The sequence below is a fragment of the Kitasatospora sp. NPDC056800 genome, from assembly GCF_042789775.1.
In the GTDB taxonomy this organism is placed as follows: Bacteria; Actinomycetota; Actinomycetes; order Streptomycetales; family Streptomycetaceae; genus Kitasatospora.
Window position 1 is genome coordinate 1 of the sequence record NZ_JBHUAL010000067.1, and the last position, 18,369, is coordinate 18,369.

The following is an 18,369-nucleotide window of genomic DNA, read 5'->3' on the forward strand; positions in this document are numbered from 1 at the left end:
CCGGTGCGGACTCGCTGTCGCGGTCCGCGGTCGTTTCCGGGGGTGGCGTCGTCGGCGCGGAGCGCGCCGACGGGCCGGAGCACGCTGAGGTACTGGAGCAGGCCGAGGGCCCGGAGCAGACCGGCGGCGACGGCTCGGACGAGTCGGACGAGTCTGACCAGGACGAGGAGCCCGGGCGCTCGCGTTCGCGGGACCTGCTGCTGTTGGTCGGGATCTGCCTGACGGCCCTGCTGCTGGCGAACGCCTTCGTCGCGCGTCCCTTCTCGGTGCCCTCCGGGTCGATGGAGGAGACCCTGCGCCCCGGCGACCGGCTGGTCGCGTACCAGCTCGCCTACGCCTTCGGCGGCCATCCCCAGCGGGGCGACGTCGTGGTCTTCGACGGGAGGGGCTCCTTCCTCCGCGAGTCGGCGAAGCAGCCCACGTTCTGGGACGGCCTGCGCTCGTTCGCCCAGGACCTCGGGCTGGCCCCGGCCGGGGACACCGTCTACGTCAAGCGCGTGATCGGCGTCGGCGGGGACCGGGTGACCAGCACCGGGCCGGGCGCGCCGATCACCGTCAACGGCGTGCCGATCGACGAGACCTCCTACCTGTCCCCGGGCGACGCCCCGTCGAGCGTGGCCTTCGACATCGTCGTGCCGGCCGGCAAGCTCTGGGTGATGGGCGACCACCGCAGCGCCTCCCGGGACTCCCGCGACCACCTCGGCGATCCCGGCGGCGGCTTCGTGCCCGAGAAGAAGGTGATCGGCCGGGCGGACTGGGTGGTCTACCCGATCTCGCGCTGGACCAGCCTGGACCGGCCCGCGGCCTTCGCCGCGACTGCGGGGACAGGCGGTCATGGGGACCAGGGGTAGGGGGCGGCTCGACGACCGCCCGGCTGCCGGAGGCCCGACTGGCCCGACTGCGGGGGGACCGGCCGCAGGGGGTCCGGCTTCGGCCGGTCCGGTGCGCGGTGGACCAGGGGAGGACGGCGCGGCAGGCCGTGGACCGGCAGGGGCCCCGTCGGCGCGCGGCCGGGCCGAGCGCCGTCGCAGTGCCCGCAAGGCCGCCCGTCGGCGCAAGCGCTCGCTGGTCCGCGAAGTGCCCATGATCGTCCTGGTGGCCCTGCTGGTGGCGCTGGTGATGAAGACCTTCCTGGTCCAGGTGTTCGTGATCCCCTCGGGTTCGATGGAGCAGACCATCCTGATCGGGGACCGGGTACTGGTGGACAAGCTGACCCCCTGGTTCGGCAGTGAGCCGCAGCGCGGCGACATCGTGGTGTTCAAGGACCCGGGCGGCTGGCTGGAGCGCGACCGCAAGCCGTCCGAGGACGGCCCGGTGCTGGGTGCGGCCAAGCAGGTGCTGACCTTCGTCGGACTGCTGCCCTCCGACAACGAGCAGGACCTGATCAAGCGGGTGATCGGCGTCGGCGGGGACACCGTCGAGTGCTGCGACGCGCAGGGGCGCCTCAGCGTCAACGGCCACCCGGTGGAGGAGTCCTACCTCGCGCCCGGCAACCCGCCGTCCCGGCAGGCCTTCAGGATCCAGGTGCCGCAGGGGCGGCTGTGGGTCATGGGTGACCACCGGGACGTCTCCGCCGACTCCCGTTTCCATATGGGCAATCCGGGACAGGGGACGATCCCGCTGAGCGGCGTGGTCGGTCGCGCGTTCGTGACCGCCTGGCCGCTGGACCGCTTCCATCAACTCGATGCGCCCGGTTCACTCTCCTCTCTCGCCCGGATGCCGCAGGCCGGCGGAACTGCCGCGGGATCGGTGGGCGTTGGGCCGGTTCCTGCGGAACCGCCGCTCGTTATGGGGGTGTTGGGCATCCTTCCGCTCGTCGTTCGCCGGTCGGGGCGGCCTCCGGAGTGAGCCGCACCGGCCGCCGACCGGACGGGCCTCGCGTGTGGGACCGCGAGCCGGATGCCTTGGAGTGATAGAGAAGTGCAGGTGCGGCTGGGAGTGGTCCCGGTCGCGGGCCGAGGCTGTGCTGGTGTCAGGGGAGTCCGCGGTGGGCAGCCCTGAGGCGTTCATGGTCGTGGTGAGCGTGGTGCCCGCTGTGCGGCACTCTGAGCGCGGGCGCGCGGGCGTCCGCACAGCAGGGAGGAGACGTTGTGGGGGATTTGGTGATCGGCGCCCGATCAGGCGCCGGAGAGCCCGAGGGCCCAGGCCGTCGGGCGGACCGGTCCACCGAGTCCGCGGCCTCCTCGGCCTCGGTCGAGGACGCGGCGGCGCAGACCGCCGACGGGCAGGGCGGTGCCGGATCGGAGGACGCCCCGGGCTCCCAGCACGCGGAGGCCGAGCCCGCGGACGGCTCGGAGTCGGAGGCTCCGTCCAAGCCGCGCAAGCAGCGCTCGTTCTGGAAGGAACTGCCGATCCTGGTCGGCATCGCGCTCATCCTCGCGCTGGTGATCAAGACGTTCTTCGTCCAGGCGTTCTCCATTCCGTCGGAATCGATGCAGAACACGCTGCAGGTCGGCGACCGCGTCCTGGTCGACAAGCTGACCCCGTGGTTCGGGGCCGAACCCGAGCGCGGTGAGGTCGTGGTGTTCCACGACCCGGGCGGCTGGCTGAGCGACGAGCCGACCCAGCAGAGCAGCAACTCCTTCCTCCGCGGTGTGCAGGACGTGCTCAGCTTCGTCGGCCTGATGCCCTCCGCCAACGAGAAGGACCTGATCAAGCGGGTCATCGCGGTCGGCGGGGACACCGTCGAGTGCGAGGGCGAGGGGCCGGTCAAGGTCAACGGCGTCGCGCTCAACGAGCCGTACGTCTACCAGGGCAACACCCCGTGCGGCGACCACCCCTTCGGCCCGGTCAAGGTGCCCAAGGACCGGATCTGGGTCATGGGCGACCACCGCGCCAACTCGCTGGACTCCCGCTTCCACATGGACCAGCCGGGCGGCGGCACCGTCCCGGTGGACAACGTGATCGGGCGTGCCTTCGTGGTGGCCTGGCCGGTCGGCCACTGGTCGACGCTGCCGGTGCCGGACACCTTCGACCAGAAGGGCCTGGCGGCGGCCGCGCCGATGGCGCCCCCCGTGGCCGGTGCGGTGGGGGCCGTCGCCCTGCTCCCGCTGGTGCGGCGGGTGCGTGGCCGGGTGGAGAGCCGCAAGGAGTCCTGAGCTCCACCGGATCGTGTTCCGCCGGGTTGCCCCCGGCTCTTGCGCGGGCCGTGGTACCGACGAGTAATCTGCTCGGACGTGCCACGGCCCGCCGGCTTTTCCGCCCGAGCCTCCGGCGTGCCAGTGGTGTTCTCCGGTCGGCCAGAGGTGGACGGTGTCGATGAGCAGTGTCGTGGAGCAGACGGCCGACCACCCGACCGCGCCCGCCCGTGCGGGCCGTCGGCCCGCCGCGGTTCTGCAGGGCGTCGCCCTGGCACTCGGGCTGGTGCTGATGGTCGGCGGCTTCGCGCTGATCGCGATCGACTACCGGCCGTACAAGATCCCCACCGCCTCGATGCACCCGACGCTGCGCGTCGGGGACACCGTGCTCGCCCGCAAGGTCGGCGGCGGCGACATCGGGCGGGGCGACGTGGTGGTCTTCCGGGACCAGGCCTGGGGCGGCGAACTCATGGTCAAGCGGGTGGTCGCGGTCGGCGGGGACACCGTCGCCACCAGCGGGGCCGATCACCGGCTGACGGTCGACGGGCAGCCGGTGGACGAGCCCTACCTCGCGACGCAGGGCGGCCAGGGCCAGCCGTTCAGCGTGACGGTGCCGCAGGGCCGGCTGTTCCTGCTCGGCGACAACCGGGTGGGCTCGCTGGACTCCCGCACCCACCTGGAGGTGGACGGCGGGACCGTCCCGGCCGAGGCCGTCGAGGCGAGGGTCGAGGCCACCGTGCTGCCCTTCGGCCGGACGGGCCTGCTCGACCGGGTCACGGACTTCGACGGCTTCGCGGGCCCGAAGGCCTCGCAGCCGGGGCCGCTGGAGCCCTCCGCCTACGCCGCCGTCGCGGGCGCGGCGCTGATCCTCGTGACCTCGGCGGTGGGCGGGGTGGCGGGTCTGGCCCGCCGGCTCCGGGGGCGCAGCTCCTGAGCGGGGCCGCCGCCCCGCGGGCCGCTCTGCCGAACATCGCCCCGGACGACCGCGCCGGGTGGCAGGATCGGTAGCGCCACCGATGCGAACGGAAGGAGCGTGGAGCGCCGCCATGACAGCACGGCGCCGCAGAGCGGCGCGGATCCTGCTGCTGGACGGGCTGGACCGCATCCTCCTCTTCCTGGGGGCCGACCCGGCCACTCCGGGGGAGACGTGGTGGTTCACGCCCGGGGGAGGCTTGGAGGCGGGGGAGGACGTGCGGGAGGCCGCCGAGCGGGAGCTCGCCGAGGAGACCGGCCTGCGGGGTGTGGACCTGGGGCCCTTGGTGGCGTACGGCACGGTGTCGTTCTCCTTTCAGGGACAGCGCTACGAGCAGGAGCAGTGGTTCCACCTGGCCCGGACCACGGAGACGGTGCTGGACCACTCGGGCATGGGCGCCGACGAGCACGCCCAGTTGCTCGCGGCGCGTTGGTGGACGGTCGAGGAACTGAGGGGGACCGCCGAGACGGTCTATCCGGTCGGTCTGGCGGACTTCCTGGAGCGGCTGCTGGTCGAGGGCCCGCCGGTGGACCCGGTACGGCTCTGACCGTGGGTGCGGTGGTCCACAATGGGTGGACGTGACAAGTTGAGGGGACGCCTGGATGAGTGCCGAAGATCTCGAGAAGTACGAGACCGAGATGGAGCTCAAGCTCTACCGGGAGTACCGGGACGTCGTCGGCCTGTTCAAGTACGTGATCGAGACCGAACGACGGTTCTACCTCACCAACGACTACGAGCTGCAGGTGCACTCGGTCCAGGGCGAGGTGTTCTTCGAGGTGTCGATGGCGGATGCGTGGGTCTGGGACATGTACCGGCCGGCCCGGTTCGTCCGCAAGGTCCGGGTGCTGACCTTCAAGGACGTGAACATCGAGGAACTCGCGAAGAGCGATCTGGAGCTGCCCTCGGACGAGTCCGGCTTCGGGAACTGACGTTGGACGACTCCGTCCCGCGTTGTCCAGCCGAATTTCGCGGGAACGGGGCTTCTCACCCCTGCGGGTGACAGGAGTTGTCCACAGGTCCGAGTTATCCACAGGGAACGGGAATTCCCGGGCCTCGCCGTGCGCGTTGGGGCAGCCTCCTCGGCGGAGGTGGTCACCATGCAGCACACCGTCGTGCAGGACCAGGCCGTACCGGACACGGCCGCAGCCGGGAAGGCCCCGCGGGCGATCCCGGACCGCAGCACCAGGAACGGGCTCGGCCGGTACGGGGAGCGGGTCGCCGCCCGCCGCCTCGCGGAGGCCGGGCTCCGCATCCTGGACCTCAACTGGCGCTGCGCCGAGGGCGAGCTGGACATCGTCGCCCTCGACGGCGACACCGTGGCGGTATGCGAGGTGAAGACCCGCTCCGAGCGGGGTTTCCAGCAGCCGACCGAGGCCATCGACCGGGCCAAGGCCGCCCGGCTGCAACGCCTGGCCGAGCGCTGGATGGCCGAGCGCTGGCCCGACCACTTCGCCCGGCTGGCCGGCCCCGGCTACGACCCGGGGCCCACCGATCCGCAGTGGCCTCCCGCCCCACCGGGCGGGGTGCGGATCGACCTGGTCGCGGTGGTCAACCGGGCGCGGGGTGCGGCCCTGGTCGACCACCTGCGGGGGGTGGTCTGAGATGGCCTTCGCCCGTACCTGTTCCGTCGCGCTCGTCGGCGTCGACGGAGTGATCGTCGAGGTCCAGGCCGATCTGGAGCCCGGGGTGGCCGCGTTCACCCTGGTCGGCCTGCCCGACAAGGCGCTCACCGAGGCCCGCGACCGGGTCCGTGCCGCGGTCGTGAACAGCGGCGAGGCCTGGCCGCAGCGGAAGCTGACGGTCGGTCTCAGCCCCGCCTCGGTGCCCAAGAGCGGCAGCGGCTTCGACCTCGCGGTGGCCTGCGCCGTGCTGGCCGCCGCCGAACGGCTCGACCCCTCCGCCATCGCCGACCTGCTGATCATCGGCGAGCTGGGGCTGGACGGCCGGGTGCGGCCGGTCAGAGGGGTGCTGCCGTCGGTGCTGGCCGCCGCCGACGCCGGGTACCAGCGGGTCGTGGTCGCCGAGCAGACCGCACCCGAGGCCTCGCTCGTCCCCGGGGTGACGGTGATCGGCGTCCGCAGCCTGCGCCAGCTCGTCGCCATCCTGACCGGCGCGGCGGCACCGGAGGAGCCGCCCGATCCGATCGGGGGCAGGCCCGATCCGCTGATGGCCGGCCTGATGCTGCCCAGCGCCGGCGTGCGGGGCCTGCCCGACGACAGGGCGGCCCGGCTGGACATGGCGGACGTGGCCGGCCAGTACGAGGCCCGACGGGCGCTGGAGATCGCCGCGGCCGGAGGGCACCACCTCTACCTGAAGGGCCCGCCGGGCGCGGGCAAGACGATGCTGGCGGAGCGGTTGCCCGCGCTGCTCCCGCCGCTGACCCAGAAGGAGGCGCTGGAGGTCACCGCCGTCCACTCGGTGGCGGGGCTGCTCCCGGCCGGGCGCCCACTGATCGACACCGCGCCCTACTGCGCCCCGCACCACTCCACGACGATGCCGGCCATCGTCGGCGGCGGCAGCGGTATGCCGAGACCGGGAGCGGTCTCGCTGGCCCACCGGGGCGTGCTCTTCCTGGACGAGGCACCGGAGTTCCCGGTCCGGGTGCTCGACGCGCTGCGCCAGCCGCTGGAGTCGGGCGAGGTGGTGATCGCCCGCTCGGCCGGATCACTGCGGCTCCCGGCCCGCTTCCTGCTCTGCCTGGCGGCCAACCCCTGTCCGTGCGGCCGGTACTCGCGGCGGGGCGAGGGCTGTGAGTGCACCCCCGCCATGGTCAGCCGCTACCAGGGGCGGCTCTCCGGGCCGCTGCTGGACCGGGTCGACCTCCAGGTCCAGGTGGCCCCGGTGACCAGGGTCGAGCTCATGGAACGGGACACCACGGCGGAGACCACCGAGACCGTCGCGGCCCGGGTGCTGGCCGCGCGGGAGCGGGCGGCGGCCCGGCTGGCGAACACCCCGTGGCGGACCAACGCGGAGGTCCCGGGCCACGAGCTGCGCACCCGCTGGCAGCTCACGGCCGGCGCACTCAACGACGCCGCACGGCAGTTGGAGCGGGGGCTGCTGACCGCCCGGGGCCTGGACCGGGTGCTCCGGGTCGCCTGGACGGTGGCCGACCTCGCCGGCCGCGACCGGCCGGACCAACGGGACGTGCGCACCGCCCTGGTCCTGCGCACCGGGGTGGAGCACGGACTGCCGCTGACCGAGCGGGTCTTCGGGCGGCTCGGTGGGATCCCGGCCCAGCGCGCCAGCCCGGACGGCGACTTGTCCGGGGAGCCCGAGACGCCTGACGAGCGTTCGCGAAACCAGAAGGGTGAGGCATGAACCAGTTGCTGAGGCAACCTCGAATTCCCGGTGGGTCCGATGCCGGGCCCGGCCCCGGGGCCACCACCGAGACCGAGCCGGAACGCCTCGCCCGGGTGCTGCTCGGCCGACTCAGCGAGCCGGGGGACGCGGTGGTCGGTCGATGGCTCGCTCAACTTCCCGCCGTCGACGTGGTGAAGGCGATCCGGGACGGGACGGTGCCAGACCACCCGGGACTGGACGCCACCCGACTGTCCGGGTACCAGGCGCGGCTCCCGGGGCTGGACCCGCGGATGGACCTGAAACGGGTACGGGACGTCGGTGGGCGGTTCATCATTCCGGGGGACACGGAATGGCCCAGCCAACTCGACGACCTGGGTGACGGACGCCCGATCGGGCTCTGGGTGACGGGCACCGGCTCGCTGCGGCTGCTCGCACTGCGCTCGGTCGCGATGGTGGGCTCCCGCGCCTGTACGGCCTACGGCGCCCACGTCGCGGGGGAGCTGTCCGCCCAACTGGCCGAGCGCGGCTGGGTGGTCGTCTCCGGAGCCGCCTACGGGATCGACGCGGCCGCACACCGCGGGGCGCTCGCGGTCGGTGGGACGACCGCCGCCGTACTCGCCTGCGGCGTTGACGTGGCCTATCCCAAGGGCAACGCCGAACTGATCCGGCGGATCGGTGTCCAGGGCCTGCTGGTCAGCGAACTCCCGCCCGGGGAGCACCCGAACCGCTTCCGCTTCGTCCTCCGCAACCGGGTCATCGCGGCGCTCACCCGGGGGACGGTGGTGGTCGAGGCGGCGGTGCGCAGCGGAGCCCTGAGCACGGCCCGACGGGCGCGGGACCTCAACCGCCACACCATGGGCGTCGCAGGCCCGGTGACCTCGGAACTCTCCGCCGGGGTGCACGCCCTGATCCGCAGCGGCGGTGCCACCCTGGTCACCGACGCGGCCGAGATCACCGAGCTGATCGGGGCGATCGGGGAGGACCTCGCGCCGCAGCGCAGCGGCCCGGTGCTCCCGCGCGACCTGCTGGAGCCGGCGGTGGCCCGGGTGCTGGAGGCCGTACCGGCGACGGCGGAGGGCGCGCCGGTCGAGCGGCTGGCCCGGCAGTCCGGCCTCCCGCCGGACGAAGTCCTGCAACGGCTCTACGAGCTGGGGTCGCTCGGCTACGTGGAGCGGCACGGCGCGCACTGGCGCGTGGTGCGGAGGAGGTGAGCGCTGGGACCGGGAACACGTTTGGGTAGAGGGAACGCATGTCGGACCCGCCCGGCTGACCTGCCGATCCGGTTCTGCTGTCCGTCGCCCGGATCCGGTGTGCGAACGCCACCGGATCGGGGGACGACCGAGTGGCGGTAGCGCTTTGCAGTGAGTTGGTCACGCTACGCTCCACATGCCTTCCCTATCAGCACATGACTCGGCAGAACGGCGCAGACCAACGCATGCCCACACACATTCCCGGACACAGAGTGACCGGTGGCGCTCGGTCCTCGGGAGGGCCGCGGACCGAGCGGCGCCCCGCGTCCGACTACCCGTCCAAGTCGGCGGGGACGATGGGAGGCCTGTCCCGCCAGGGCGGGCGGCCGACGGTGGTGCCCCAGCCTACGGATGCGGCCCGGGGTGCCGAGCCGGCCCCGGGCGCCGGCGCGGCCGACCTCGACGGCGCGCCTGTCGGGGCGCCCGCCGGTGTGCCCCCCGGCGCGGTCGCGGCCGGCGCGCCCCGGCCGCCCGGCAGTGCGCCGGCCCGGGGCGCCACCTCTCCGGCGCTCGCCTCGCCGGTGTCCCCGCTCCGCCGGGAGAAGGCGGCGGACGGCGGCCAGGGGCAGGATGTCCGGGAGGTCGCGGCCCAGGGGCGCACCGCCCTCGAAGAGCTCTGGCGCTCCTACAAGGAGACCGGGGACCAGCGGCTGCGGGAGCAGCTGATCCTCCACTACTCACCGCTCGTCAAGTACGTGGCGGGGCGGGTCGGGGTCGGCCTGCCCTCCAACGTCGAACAGGCGGACTTCGTCTCCTCGGGGGTCTTCGGGCTGATCGACGCGATCGAGAAGTTCGACATCGACCGCGCCATCAAGTTCGAGACCTACGCGATCAGCCGCATCCGGGGCGCGATCATCGACGAGCTGCGCGCCCTGGACTGGATCCCGCGCTCGGTGCGGCAGAAGGCGAAGGCGGTCGAGCGGACGTACGCGACGCTGGAGGCCCGGCTGCGCCGGACGCCGCACGAGCCCGAGGTCGCGGCCGAGATGGGCATCGCGATCGAGGACCTGCACGCCATCTTCAGCCAGCTGTCGCTCGCCAACGTGGTCGCGCTGGACGAACTGCTCCACCCGGTCGGGGAGGGCGGCGACCGGCTGAGCCTGATGGACACCCTGGTCGACCATGGTGCGGACAACCCGGTCGAGGTGGCCGAGGACCGCGAGCTGCGCAGACTGCTGGCCCAGGCGGTCAACACCCTCCCCGAGCGGGAGAAGACGGTGGTGACGCTCTACTACTACGAGGGCCTCACTCTCGCCGAGATCGGGCAGGTGCTGGGGGTGACGGAGAGTCGGGTGAGTCAGATCCACACCAAGTCCGTCCTCCAGCTGCGCGCCAAGCTGTCGGACATCCGGTAGGGCGCCGACGACAAGGGCGCCGGCAGCCGGGGACCGACAGCAAGGGCGCCGGCAGCGAAGGTGCCGGTCGGAGGGGTGTCTGCCGTCGGTCGTCAGAAGCCGGTCGCCGGGCCCGGGCCCCGTTCCGATGCGCGGCGCCGTACCGGCCGGAGGTAGGGCTCCGTACAGTGGGACCGTGCCGAAGATCCGAGCGGCCACGGTGGCCGAGCATCGCCAGCTCCAGCGGGCAGCCCTCCTCGATGCTGCCCGCATCCTGCTGACCGAGGGTGGCATGGAGGCCCTGACCTTCCCCGCGCTCGCGGCGCGCGCCGGGCTGGCGCGCTCCTCGGTCTACGAGTACTTCCGCTCCCGCGCCGCCGTGGTCGAGGCGCTCTGTGAGGTGGACCTCCCGCTCTGGGCGGCCGAGATCGAGGCCGGGATGGCGAGCTGCGACACCGCCGTCGAGCGGATCGAGGCCTACGTCCGGGGCCAGCTGGCACTGGCCGCCGACCCCCGGCACCGCGCGGTGGTGGCGATCTCGGCGCTGGAGCTCGACGAGGCCGCGCGTGAGCGGATCAGGGCGGCGCACGGCAGGCTGGCCGGTCTGGTCGGCCGGACGCTGGAGGAACTCGGCCACGAGCAGCCCCGGCTCGCCGCGGCCCTGGTCCAGGGCGTCGTGGAAGCGGCGACCCGCAGGGCCGAGCAGGCCGCGACCGGGGGCCGCGCCGGCTGTGCGACCGAGAGCCCCGAGGAGATCGCCGACGCCGCCGTCGCGATGGTGCTGCGCGGGCTCGTCCGCGCCTGAGCCCGGCTCCGGGCCTGCCCTCGGCCCCGGCCCAGGCCCTGACCCGCACCCCACCCCCGGCCCGGCGCCCTACCCGTCCCCGCCGTCCAGCGGCAGCAGCCGGGCCGTGCCCGCGCCGAAGAGGGCCAGCGGGTCGAGGTAGCGGTTTCCGCGCAGCAGCCCCCAGTGCAGGCAGTCGCGCCCGGCGCAGTGCCGCCCGTCCGGAGCGAGCAGTCCGATCGCCTGTCCGGCGGCTACCTGGGTGCCGACCGGGACGGTGCCGGTGACGGGCAGATAGGTGGTCCGGAGCGGGGGAGAGCCCGAGCCCGGGTGGGAGACGGTCACCACCGGCCGTCCCGCCACCGGCCCGGAGAACGTGACCACTCCGGGAGCCGCCGCCCGGACCTCCGCCCCGGGTGCGGCGGCGAGGTCCACCCCCCGGTGCCCGGCGGCCCAGACCTTCGCCGGCGGCTCGAACCGGCCCAGCACCCCGTCCGGGCCACCCACCGGCCAGGCCCGCGCACCACCCCGCCCGGCCTCGCCGCCCGGGCCCGGGACGCCGACCGCACCGACCGCACCGACGGCACCGAAGCCTCCCCAAGCCCGTGAGGCTCCTGAGACGCCCGAGGCATAGGAAGCCCCCGGCACCGCGAGCACGACCACGAGCACCACCGCCACCCACAGCGACAGCACCCCGTGAGCCCGCCGACCGGCCAGACCCACCTGGCCCACCCCGATCACCCCGATCACCCCACCGAACCACCCGCGACCAGTCATGCCCGCAGGCTCGCCCCCGCGCCGCCCCCGCACCACCCACATTCGGATTCCTGTGGACAAACCGCCCCCACGCCCGAGCGCCATCGCCCGGGCGGGTGTACGGGCGCCGCCATCCGGTGTACAAACGGCATACCGGTGACGGACCCGGGGCAGGCGGTCGACCGACCCGCGTCCGCCCCCGCACCCGCCTCCGCGCCCACGCCGAGCTCCACCTCCGACTCCACCCCCGGCCGCCCCGCGCGACCCGCCCCGACCCCGCCGCCGCCCCACGGGAACGCTGCCGCAGCCCCACCGGAACCCGCCCACCCCGGCCGTTCCCCGGGCTCCTCCCAGGTCCTCGGCGGGCCCTCGGCCACGCGTGGAGTCGCCCGCCCCTCGGCGCTTCCCGTACACTTCACACGCGACCCGGTCCGCCGGGTCGACTTCGCACGCCCCGCCACCGGCGGCCGGACGCGGTTCGTCCGCAGCCCCGCCAGGTGCGAGTGCCGCTCGGTCCGCCGAGCCCGACCGGCCCCCGGGCCGGAAGGGTGGTAGCGGCTCGGCACGTTCGGGGCGTCAGGCGTGGCTGTCACCTGGCCGCCACGGACAAACCGAGACTGACCCGGCTGTGGGCTATCGCTGCGACGCAGTGCCGCTGCCGGGCCGTAACACCAAGGAGTACGGCAATGGCCGTCGTCACGATGCGGGAGCTGCTGGAGAGCGGCGTCCACTTCGGTCACCAGACCCGCCGCTGGAACCCGAAGATGAAGCGCTTCATCATCACCGAGCGCAACGGCATCTACATCATCGACCTCCTGCAGTCGCTGAACTACATCGACCGCGCCTTCGAGTTCATCAAGGAGACCGTTGCCCACGGCGGCAGCGTCCTCTTCGTCGGCACGAAGAAGCAGGCCCAGGAGGCCATCGCCGAGCAGGCCACCCGCGTGGGCATGCCCTACGTGAACCAGCGCTGGCTCGGCGGCATGCTGACCAACTTCTCGACCGTCTACAAGCGCCTTCAGCGTCTGAAGGAGCTCGGCGAGCTGGACTTCTCGGACGTGGCCGGCTCCGGTCTCACCAAGAAGGAGCTCCTGGTCCTCCAGCGCGAGCACGACAAGCTGGAGAAGACCCTCGGCGGTATCCGCGACATGCAGCGCGTTCCCAGCGCCGTCTGGATCGTGGACACCAAGAAGGAGCACATCGCGGTCGGCGAGGCCCGGAAGCTCAACATCCCGGTCGTCGCCATCCTCGACACCAACTGTGACCCGGACGAGGTCGACTACAAGATCCCGGGCAACGACGACGCGATCCGCTCCGTCACCCTGCTGACCCGCGTGATCGCCGACGCCGTGGCCGAGGGCCTGAAGTCCCGCGCCGGTGTCGCCAAGGGCGACGCCAAGGCCGAGCCGGGCGCCGACCAGCCGCTGGCCGCCTGGGAGAAGGACCTCATCGAGGGCGAGAAGAAGGCCGAGGAGGCCCCCGCCGAGGCCGCCGCCGAGGCCCCCGCCGCCGAGGAGGCCGCTGTCGAGGCCCCCGCCACCGAGGCGCCGGCCGAGCAGGCCTGACGTACCAAGGGTGAGGGGCACCGGCCGGTACGAAGCCGGCAGGTGCCCCTCTCTCCCGCGCCGGGACCGAACCAGCGGTCCCGGCGCATCCCCACGCAGACACGCGAGACGCGAGAAGAGATTCACACCATGGCGAACTTCACCGCCGCGGACGTCAAGAAGCTCCGTGAGCTCACCGGCGCCGGCATGATGGACTGCAAGAAGGCCCTGGACGAGGCCGAGGGCAACGTCGAGAAGGCCGTCGAGCTCCTGCGCATCAAGGGCCAGAAGGGCGTTGCCAAGCGCGAGGGCCGTGACGCCTCCAACGGCGCCGTCGCCGCGCTCATCGCCGAGGACAAGAAGTCCGGCGTTCTGGTCGAGCTGAACTGCGAGACGGACTTCGTCGCCAAGGGTGACAACTTCGTCCAGGTCGCCGACGCCATCGCCGCCCACGTCGCGAAGACCGCCCCGGCCGACCTGGACGCCGCCCTGGCTTCCGAGATCGAGGCCGGCAAGACCGTCCAGCAGTTCGTCGACGAGGCCAACGCGACCCTGGGCGAGAAGATCGTCTTCCGTCGCTTCGCCCAGTTCGACGGTGACGGCTTCGTCGCGGTCTACCTCCACAAGACCAGCCCCGACCTGCCGCCGGCCGTCGGCGTCCTGGTCGAGCTGGACAAGGAGAACGCCGAGGTCGCCAAGGACGTCGCGCAGCACATCGCCGCCTTCGCGCCGAAGTACCTGTCCCGCGAGGAGATCCCGGCCGAGGAGCTCGAGAACGAGCGCCGCGTCGCCGAGGCCACCGCCCGCGAGGAGGGCAAGCCGGAGGCCGCCCTGTCGAAGATCGTCGAGGGTCGCGTCACGGGCTTCGTGAAGGAGAACTCCGTCCTGGAGCAGGCCTTCGCGAAGGACAACAAGAAGACCGTCGCCAAGGTCCTCGAGGAGAACGGCGTCGCCCTCAAGCGCTTCGCCCGCTTCCGCGTCGGCGCCTGAGCCACGTTCCACCTGGTCCCCGGCCCCCTTACGCTGGGAACCGCCCCCGCCCGCTGACCGGGGCGGGAGGAACGCCGAACGGGCTCACCCCGCGCCTACCGCCAACGGGCGGGCTCGCGTCGGCACCATGAACGACGAGGAGGCCATTGCCGTGCAGGACACCGAACCGGTTCCCGCGGCAGTGGCCTCCTCGCGTGTACGCGCAGGCCGGGCATCCGCACACCCGCGTCTGTGACCAGTAGGTGCAAAAAGGAGAAGTCCATGCAGGAGACGCAGGAGACCGCGCAGGACCCCAAGGCCGGCTCGCGCCGCCGGGTGCTGCTCAAGCTGTCCGGTGAAGCCTTCGCCGGTGGTGGCGGGCTCGGCGTCGACCCGGACGTCGTGCACGCGATCGCCCGGGAGATCGCCACCGTCGTCCGTGCCGGTACCGAGGTCGCGGTGGTCATCGGCGGCGGCAACTTCTTCCGGGGTGCCGAGCTCCAGGTCCGCGGCATGGACCGGGCCCGCTCCGACTACATGGGCATGCTCGGCACCGTCATGAACTGCCTGGCGCTGCAGGACTTCCTGGTCAAGGAAGGCATCGAGACCCGGGTCCAGACCGCCATCACCATGGGCCAGGTCGCCGAGCCGTACTTGCCGCTGCGGGCCGTCCGGCACCTGGAGAAGGGCCGCGTGGTGATCTTCGGCGCCGGTATGGGCATGCCGTACTTCTCCACCGACACCACGGCCGTCCAGCGTGCCCTGGAGATCCACGCCGACGTCCTGCTGATGGGCAAGAACGGCGTGGACGGCGTCTACGACTCCGACCCGCGGACCAACCCGGACGCGGTCAAGTTCGACGCGCTGGAGTACTCCGAGGTCATCGCGCGCGACCTCAAGGTCGCCGACCTCACCGCGATCACGCTGTGCAAGGACAACAACCTGCCGATGCTGGTCTTCGAGCTGCTGGCGGAGGGCAATATCGCGCGTGCGGTGAAGAGTGAGAAGATCGGCACACTCATCAGCCAGGATTCTGTCCGGGCCTGAGCAGCAACCAGCCGTACGGGACGGCGGCGGCGCCGTGACCGGCCGCCGCGCCGACACCGGTCGGGACAACAGCAGATGAACCGGACAGGGAGACCACAGTGATCGAAGAGACCCTCCTCGAGGCCGAGGAGAAGATGGAGAAGGCCGTCAGCGTCGCCAAGGACGACCTCGCGGCCATCCGCACCGGCCGCGCGCACCCGGCGATGTTCGCCAAGATCGTCGCGGAGTACTACGGCGCCGTGACGCCGATCAACCAGCTGGCCTCCTTCTCGGTGCCGGAGCCGCGGATGGCGGTCGTCTCGCCGTTCGACAAGACCGCGCTGAAGGCCATCGAGCAGGCGATCCGCGACTCCGACCTGGGCGTCAACCCGTCCAACGACGGCTCGATCATCCGCGTGGTGCTGCCCGAGCTGACCGAGGAGCGCCGCCGGGAGTTCATCAAGATCGCCCGCACCAAGGGCGAGGACGCCAAGGTCTCGATCCGCGCCGTGCGCCGCAAGGCCAAGGACGCGATCGACAAGCTGGTGAAGGACGGCGAGGTCGGCGAGGACGACGGCCGCCGCGGCGAGAAGGAGCTCGACGACACCACGGCCAAGTACGTGGCCCAGGTCGACGAGCTGCTGAAGCACAAGGAAGCCGAGCTGCTCGAGGTCTGATGAACGACGCCCCTGACGCCCCCGGCTACTGGGGCCCGTCCGACCAGCAGTTCCAGCCCTACCGCCCGGCGCCGCACCCGCAGGCCGCCCCTGTCCCGGCCCACCCGGCGCCGGGGTACGGCGCGCGGCCTGCGGCGCCGGCCCCGGGACATCCCGGTCACCCGGGCGGCCACGCCGTGCCCCCGGGCACGCCGGGCCTCCGTTCGGATCAGCCGCAGCAGCCTCCGGTGTACTGGGGCGGCGACGCGGAGGAGACTCAGGTCATGCCTCCCGTACCGGCCGAGCCCGGCCCGCCGCCCGGCACGCCCGACCACGGTCGGTCGGCCGGCCGCGGTCGGCCCGCGGCCCACGGGCGGCCCGCCACCGGCGGCCCGGCCGACCCGGCCGAGGGGCAGGCCCGGGGGGCCGGTCGGCTGAGCGGCCCGCTGTTCCGGGACGAACAGCCCGAGCCGGCGCCGCCGGGCGTCACGGAGACGGTCGTGCTGCGCGCGATATCCGACGACGCCGCCCCCGCCCCCGGTCACGGCACCCCGCCGCACCCGGGGGCACCGGTGCATCCCGCGCCGCCGGCGAACCACCTGGCGGCCGGGCAGCCCCGCTTCGTGCCGTCGTCCCTCCCAGGGCAGGAGACACCCGTGGCCGCCCAGCCCGCCCCGCAGCCGCAGCCGCGCAAGCAGCGCGGCGGCCGTAACCTCCAGGCCGCCATAGGCGTGGGCGTCGGCCTCGGTGCGGTGATCATCGCCTCGCTGTTCGTGGTGAAGGCGCTGTTCCTGGTCGTCGTGATGGCCGCGGTCGCGGTCGGCGTCTGGGAGCTGACCAGCCGGCTCGCCGAGCGCAAGCAGATCAAGGCGCCGCTGGTCCCGCTGGTCGTGGGCGGCATCGCGATGGTCGCCACCGGCTACTGGTCCGGCATCCAGTGGGCCGCCGCTTCGCTCGCGCTGACCGGGCTGGCGGTGATGGTCTGGCGGATGGCCGAGCCGCCGGAGGACTACCTGCGGGACATAACGGCAGGCGTGTTCACGGCCTTCTACGTGCCGTTCCTGGCCACCTTCGTGGCGATGATGCTGGCGGCCGACGACGGCCCCCAGCGGATCGTGCTCTTCCTGATCGTGACGATCTGCAGCGACACCGGCGCCTACGCGGTGGGCTACAAGTTCGGGAAGACCAAGCTGGCCCCGACGATCAGCCCGGGCAAGACCCGCGAGGGCCTGGCCGGCGGCATCGGCCTGTCGATGCTGGCGGGCGCGCTGCTGATGGAGCTGATCATCGACGGCGGCAGCTGGTGGCAGGGCCTGATCCTGGGCGGCTGCGCGGCGGTCACCGCGACCCTGGGCGACCTGGGCGAGTCGATGATCAAGCGCGACCTCGGGATCAAGGACATGGGCACGCTGCTGCCCGGCCACGGCGGCATCATGGACCGGCTGGACTCGCTCCTGCCGACCGCCCCGGTGGTCTGGCTGCTGCTGGCGGCCTTCGTCGGCAGCTGACCCGCCCGGGCGGGACGTACGAGGTGAGGGCCCCGGACGCCTGGCGTCCGGGGCCCTCGCGCGTCTGCGACACTGGAACAACCATGCCTAAGCCCGGAGAACTCACCTTTGTCGCGCCGCGCGGCGCCAAGCCCCCGCGACACCTCGCCGACCTGAGCCCCGCCGAGCGCAAGGAGGCCGTCGCCGAGCTGGGCGAGCAGCCGTTCCGCGCCAAGCAGCTCTCCAACCACTACTTCGGCCGGATGTCGAACGACCCGGCGAGCTGGACGGACATCCCCGCCGCCAGCCGGGAGAAGCTCACCGGGAGCCTGCTGCCCGAGCTGATGTCGGTGGTCCGGCACGTCTCCTGCGACGACGACGCCACCCGCAAGACGCTCTGGAAGCTGTTCGACGGCACGCTCGTGGAGTCCGTGCTGATGCGCTACCCGGACCGGGTCACCATGTGCATCAGCTCGCAGGCCGGCTGCGGCATGAACTGCCCGTTCTGCGCCACCGGCCAGGCCGGTCTGACCCGCAACCTGTCCACCGGCGAGATCGTCGAGCAGATCGCCTCCGGGATGCGCGCGCTCAAGGCGGGGGAGATCCCCGGCGGCGAGGCGCGGCTGTCCAACGTGGTCTTCATGGGCATGGGCGAGCCGCTGGCCAACTACAACCGGGTGCTGGCCGCGATCCGCCGGCTGACCGACCCGGCCCCTGACGGCTTCGGCCTGTCCCAGCGCGGCATCACGGTCTCCACCGTCGGCCTCGTCCCGGCGATGAACCGGTTCGCCGACGAGGGCCTCAGCTGCCGCCTGGCGCTGTCGCTGCACGCCCCGGACGACGAGCTGCGCGACGAGCTGGTCCCGGTGAACACCCGGTGGAAGGTCGCCGAGGTGCTGGACGCGGCCTGGAACTACGCGGAGAAGTCCGGCCGCCGGATCTCCATCGAGTACGCGCTGATCAAGGACATCAACGACCAGGCCTGGCGGGCCGACCTGCTCGGCAGGCTGATCAAGAACCACCGGGTGCACGTCAACCTGATCCCGCTGAACCCGACCCCGGGTTCCAAGTGGACGGCCTCCCGGCCCGAGGACGAGCGCGAGTTCGTCCGCCGCCTCCAGTCGCACGGCGTGCCGACGACCGTCCGCGACACCCGCGGCCAGGAGATCGACGGAGCCTGCGGCCAGCTCGCCGCGGCGGGCTAGGACAGGAG

The 18,369-nt window shown here is 72.8% G+C and carries 18 protein-coding genes; 17 read left to right on the plus strand and 1 reads right to left on the minus strand.

The features are described 5' to 3' along the window. Positions 1-92 precede the first annotated feature (92 nt). The 11 genes from lepB (ACFRQN_RS17200) (at position 93) to ACFRQN_RS17250 (ending at position 10,739) form a co-directional block, all read left to right on the plus strand. The gene (gene lepB, locus ACFRQN_RS17200; RefSeq protein WP_380741080.1) at positions 93-851 is read left to right on the plus strand and encodes a signal peptidase I; all 759 of its coding nucleotides are present in this window, start codon (positions 93-95) and stop codon (positions 849-851) included. Positions 852-1,083: 232 nt separating this feature from the next. Continuing rightward, positions 1,084-1,848: a signal peptidase I gene (gene lepB, locus ACFRQN_RS17205; RefSeq protein WP_074001522.1), complete on the plus strand. Its 765-nt coding sequence runs from the start codon at positions 1,084-1,086 to the stop codon at positions 1,846-1,848. 242 nt (positions 1,849-2,090) lie between these two features. After that, entirely contained in the window at positions 2,091-3,098 is a 1,008-nt protein-coding gene (gene lepB / locus ACFRQN_RS17210; protein WP_117489669.1) for a signal peptidase I, read from the plus strand. Positions 3,099-3,258: 160 nt separating this feature from the next. Next, entirely contained in the window at positions 3,259-4,011 is a 753-nt protein-coding gene (gene lepB, locus ACFRQN_RS17215; protein ID WP_117489671.1) for a signal peptidase I, read from the plus strand. A gap of 112 nt (positions 4,012-4,123) precedes the next feature. After that, entirely contained in the window at positions 4,124-4,597 is a 474-nt protein-coding gene (locus ACFRQN_RS17220) for an NUDIX hydrolase (RefSeq protein WP_049650392.1), read from the plus strand. Positions 4,598-4,652: 55 nt separating this feature from the next. Continuing rightward, positions 4,653-4,979, plus strand: a complete 327-nt coding sequence (locus ACFRQN_RS17225) for a DUF2469 domain-containing protein (RefSeq protein WP_030056781.1) — start codon at positions 4,653-4,655, stop codon at positions 4,977-4,979. Positions 4,980-5,147: 168 nt separating this feature from the next. After that, entirely contained in the window at positions 5,148-5,651 is a 504-nt protein-coding gene (locus ACFRQN_RS17230; RefSeq protein ID WP_079271927.1) for a YraN family protein, read from the plus strand. A 1-nt stretch (position 5,652) separates the two neighbouring features. Beyond that, a complete protein-coding gene (locus ACFRQN_RS17235) occupies positions 5,653-7,368 on the plus strand; it encodes a YifB family Mg chelatase-like AAA ATPase (protein WP_117489673.1) in 1,716 nt (571 codons plus the stop codon). Next, positions 7,365-8,561: a DNA-processing protein DprA gene (dprA, locus tag ACFRQN_RS17240; protein WP_117489675.1), complete on the plus strand. Its 1,197-nt coding sequence runs from the start codon at positions 7,365-7,367 to the stop codon at positions 8,559-8,561. Before ACFRQN_RS17235 ends, dprA begins: the two co-directional genes overlap by 4 nt. A gap of 470 nt (positions 8,562-9,031) precedes the next feature. Next, a complete protein-coding gene (gene whiG / locus ACFRQN_RS17245; protein WP_241852776.1) occupies positions 9,032-9,955 on the plus strand; it encodes an RNA polymerase sigma factor WhiG in 924 nt (307 codons plus the stop codon). A 199-nt stretch (positions 9,956-10,154) separates the two neighbouring features. After that, positions 10,155-10,739, plus strand: a complete 585-nt coding sequence (locus ACFRQN_RS17250; protein WP_117491975.1) for a TetR/AcrR family transcriptional regulator — start codon at positions 10,155-10,157, stop codon at positions 10,737-10,739. 69 nt (positions 10,740-10,808) lie between these two features. Here the strand turns inward: ACFRQN_RS17250 and ACFRQN_RS17255 are convergent, their stop codons facing one another. After that, positions 10,809-11,495, minus strand: coding sequence for a murein hydrolase activator EnvC family protein (locus tag ACFRQN_RS17255; RefSeq protein WP_380741072.1), 687 nt, complete (start codon positions 11,493-11,495; stop codon positions 10,809-10,811). 665 nt (positions 11,496-12,160) lie between these two features. Between ACFRQN_RS17255 and rpsB the strand changes: the two genes are divergently transcribed. From rpsB to rlmN, 6 genes are all read left to right on the plus strand, one after another. Beyond that, positions 12,161-13,039 carry a 30S ribosomal protein S2 gene (gene rpsB, locus ACFRQN_RS17260; protein WP_049657635.1) on the plus strand — a complete coding sequence of 293 codons (879 nt, stop codon included), beginning with the start codon at positions 12,161-12,163 and terminating at the stop codon, positions 13,037-13,039. Positions 13,040-13,168: 129 nt separating this feature from the next. After that, on the plus strand, positions 13,169-14,008 hold the full coding sequence (gene tsf / locus ACFRQN_RS17265; RefSeq protein ID WP_074001524.1) for a translation elongation factor Ts: 840 nt from the start codon (positions 13,169-13,171) through the stop codon (positions 14,006-14,008). Positions 14,009-14,269: 261 nt separating this feature from the next. Further along, the gene (gene pyrH / locus ACFRQN_RS17270; protein WP_030056790.1) at positions 14,270-15,034 is read left to right on the plus strand and encodes a UMP kinase; all 765 of its coding nucleotides are present in this window, start codon (positions 14,270-14,272) and stop codon (positions 15,032-15,034) included. A gap of 98 nt (positions 15,035-15,132) precedes the next feature. Further along, positions 15,133-15,690, plus strand: a complete 558-nt coding sequence (gene frr / locus ACFRQN_RS17275) for a ribosome recycling factor (RefSeq protein WP_049657639.1) — start codon at positions 15,133-15,135, stop codon at positions 15,688-15,690. Positions 15,691-15,953: 263 nt separating this feature from the next. Beyond that, positions 15,954-17,177, plus strand: a complete 1,224-nt coding sequence (locus ACFRQN_RS17280) for a phosphatidate cytidylyltransferase (RefSeq protein WP_380741073.1) — start codon at positions 15,954-15,956, stop codon at positions 17,175-17,177. An 83-nt stretch (positions 17,178-17,260) separates the two neighbouring features. Further along, entirely contained in the window at positions 17,261-18,361 is a 1,101-nt protein-coding gene (gene rlmN, locus ACFRQN_RS17285; RefSeq protein WP_074001525.1) for a 23S rRNA (adenine(2503)-C(2))-methyltransferase RlmN, read from the plus strand. The last annotated feature ends 8 nt before the right edge of the window (positions 18,362-18,369 follow it).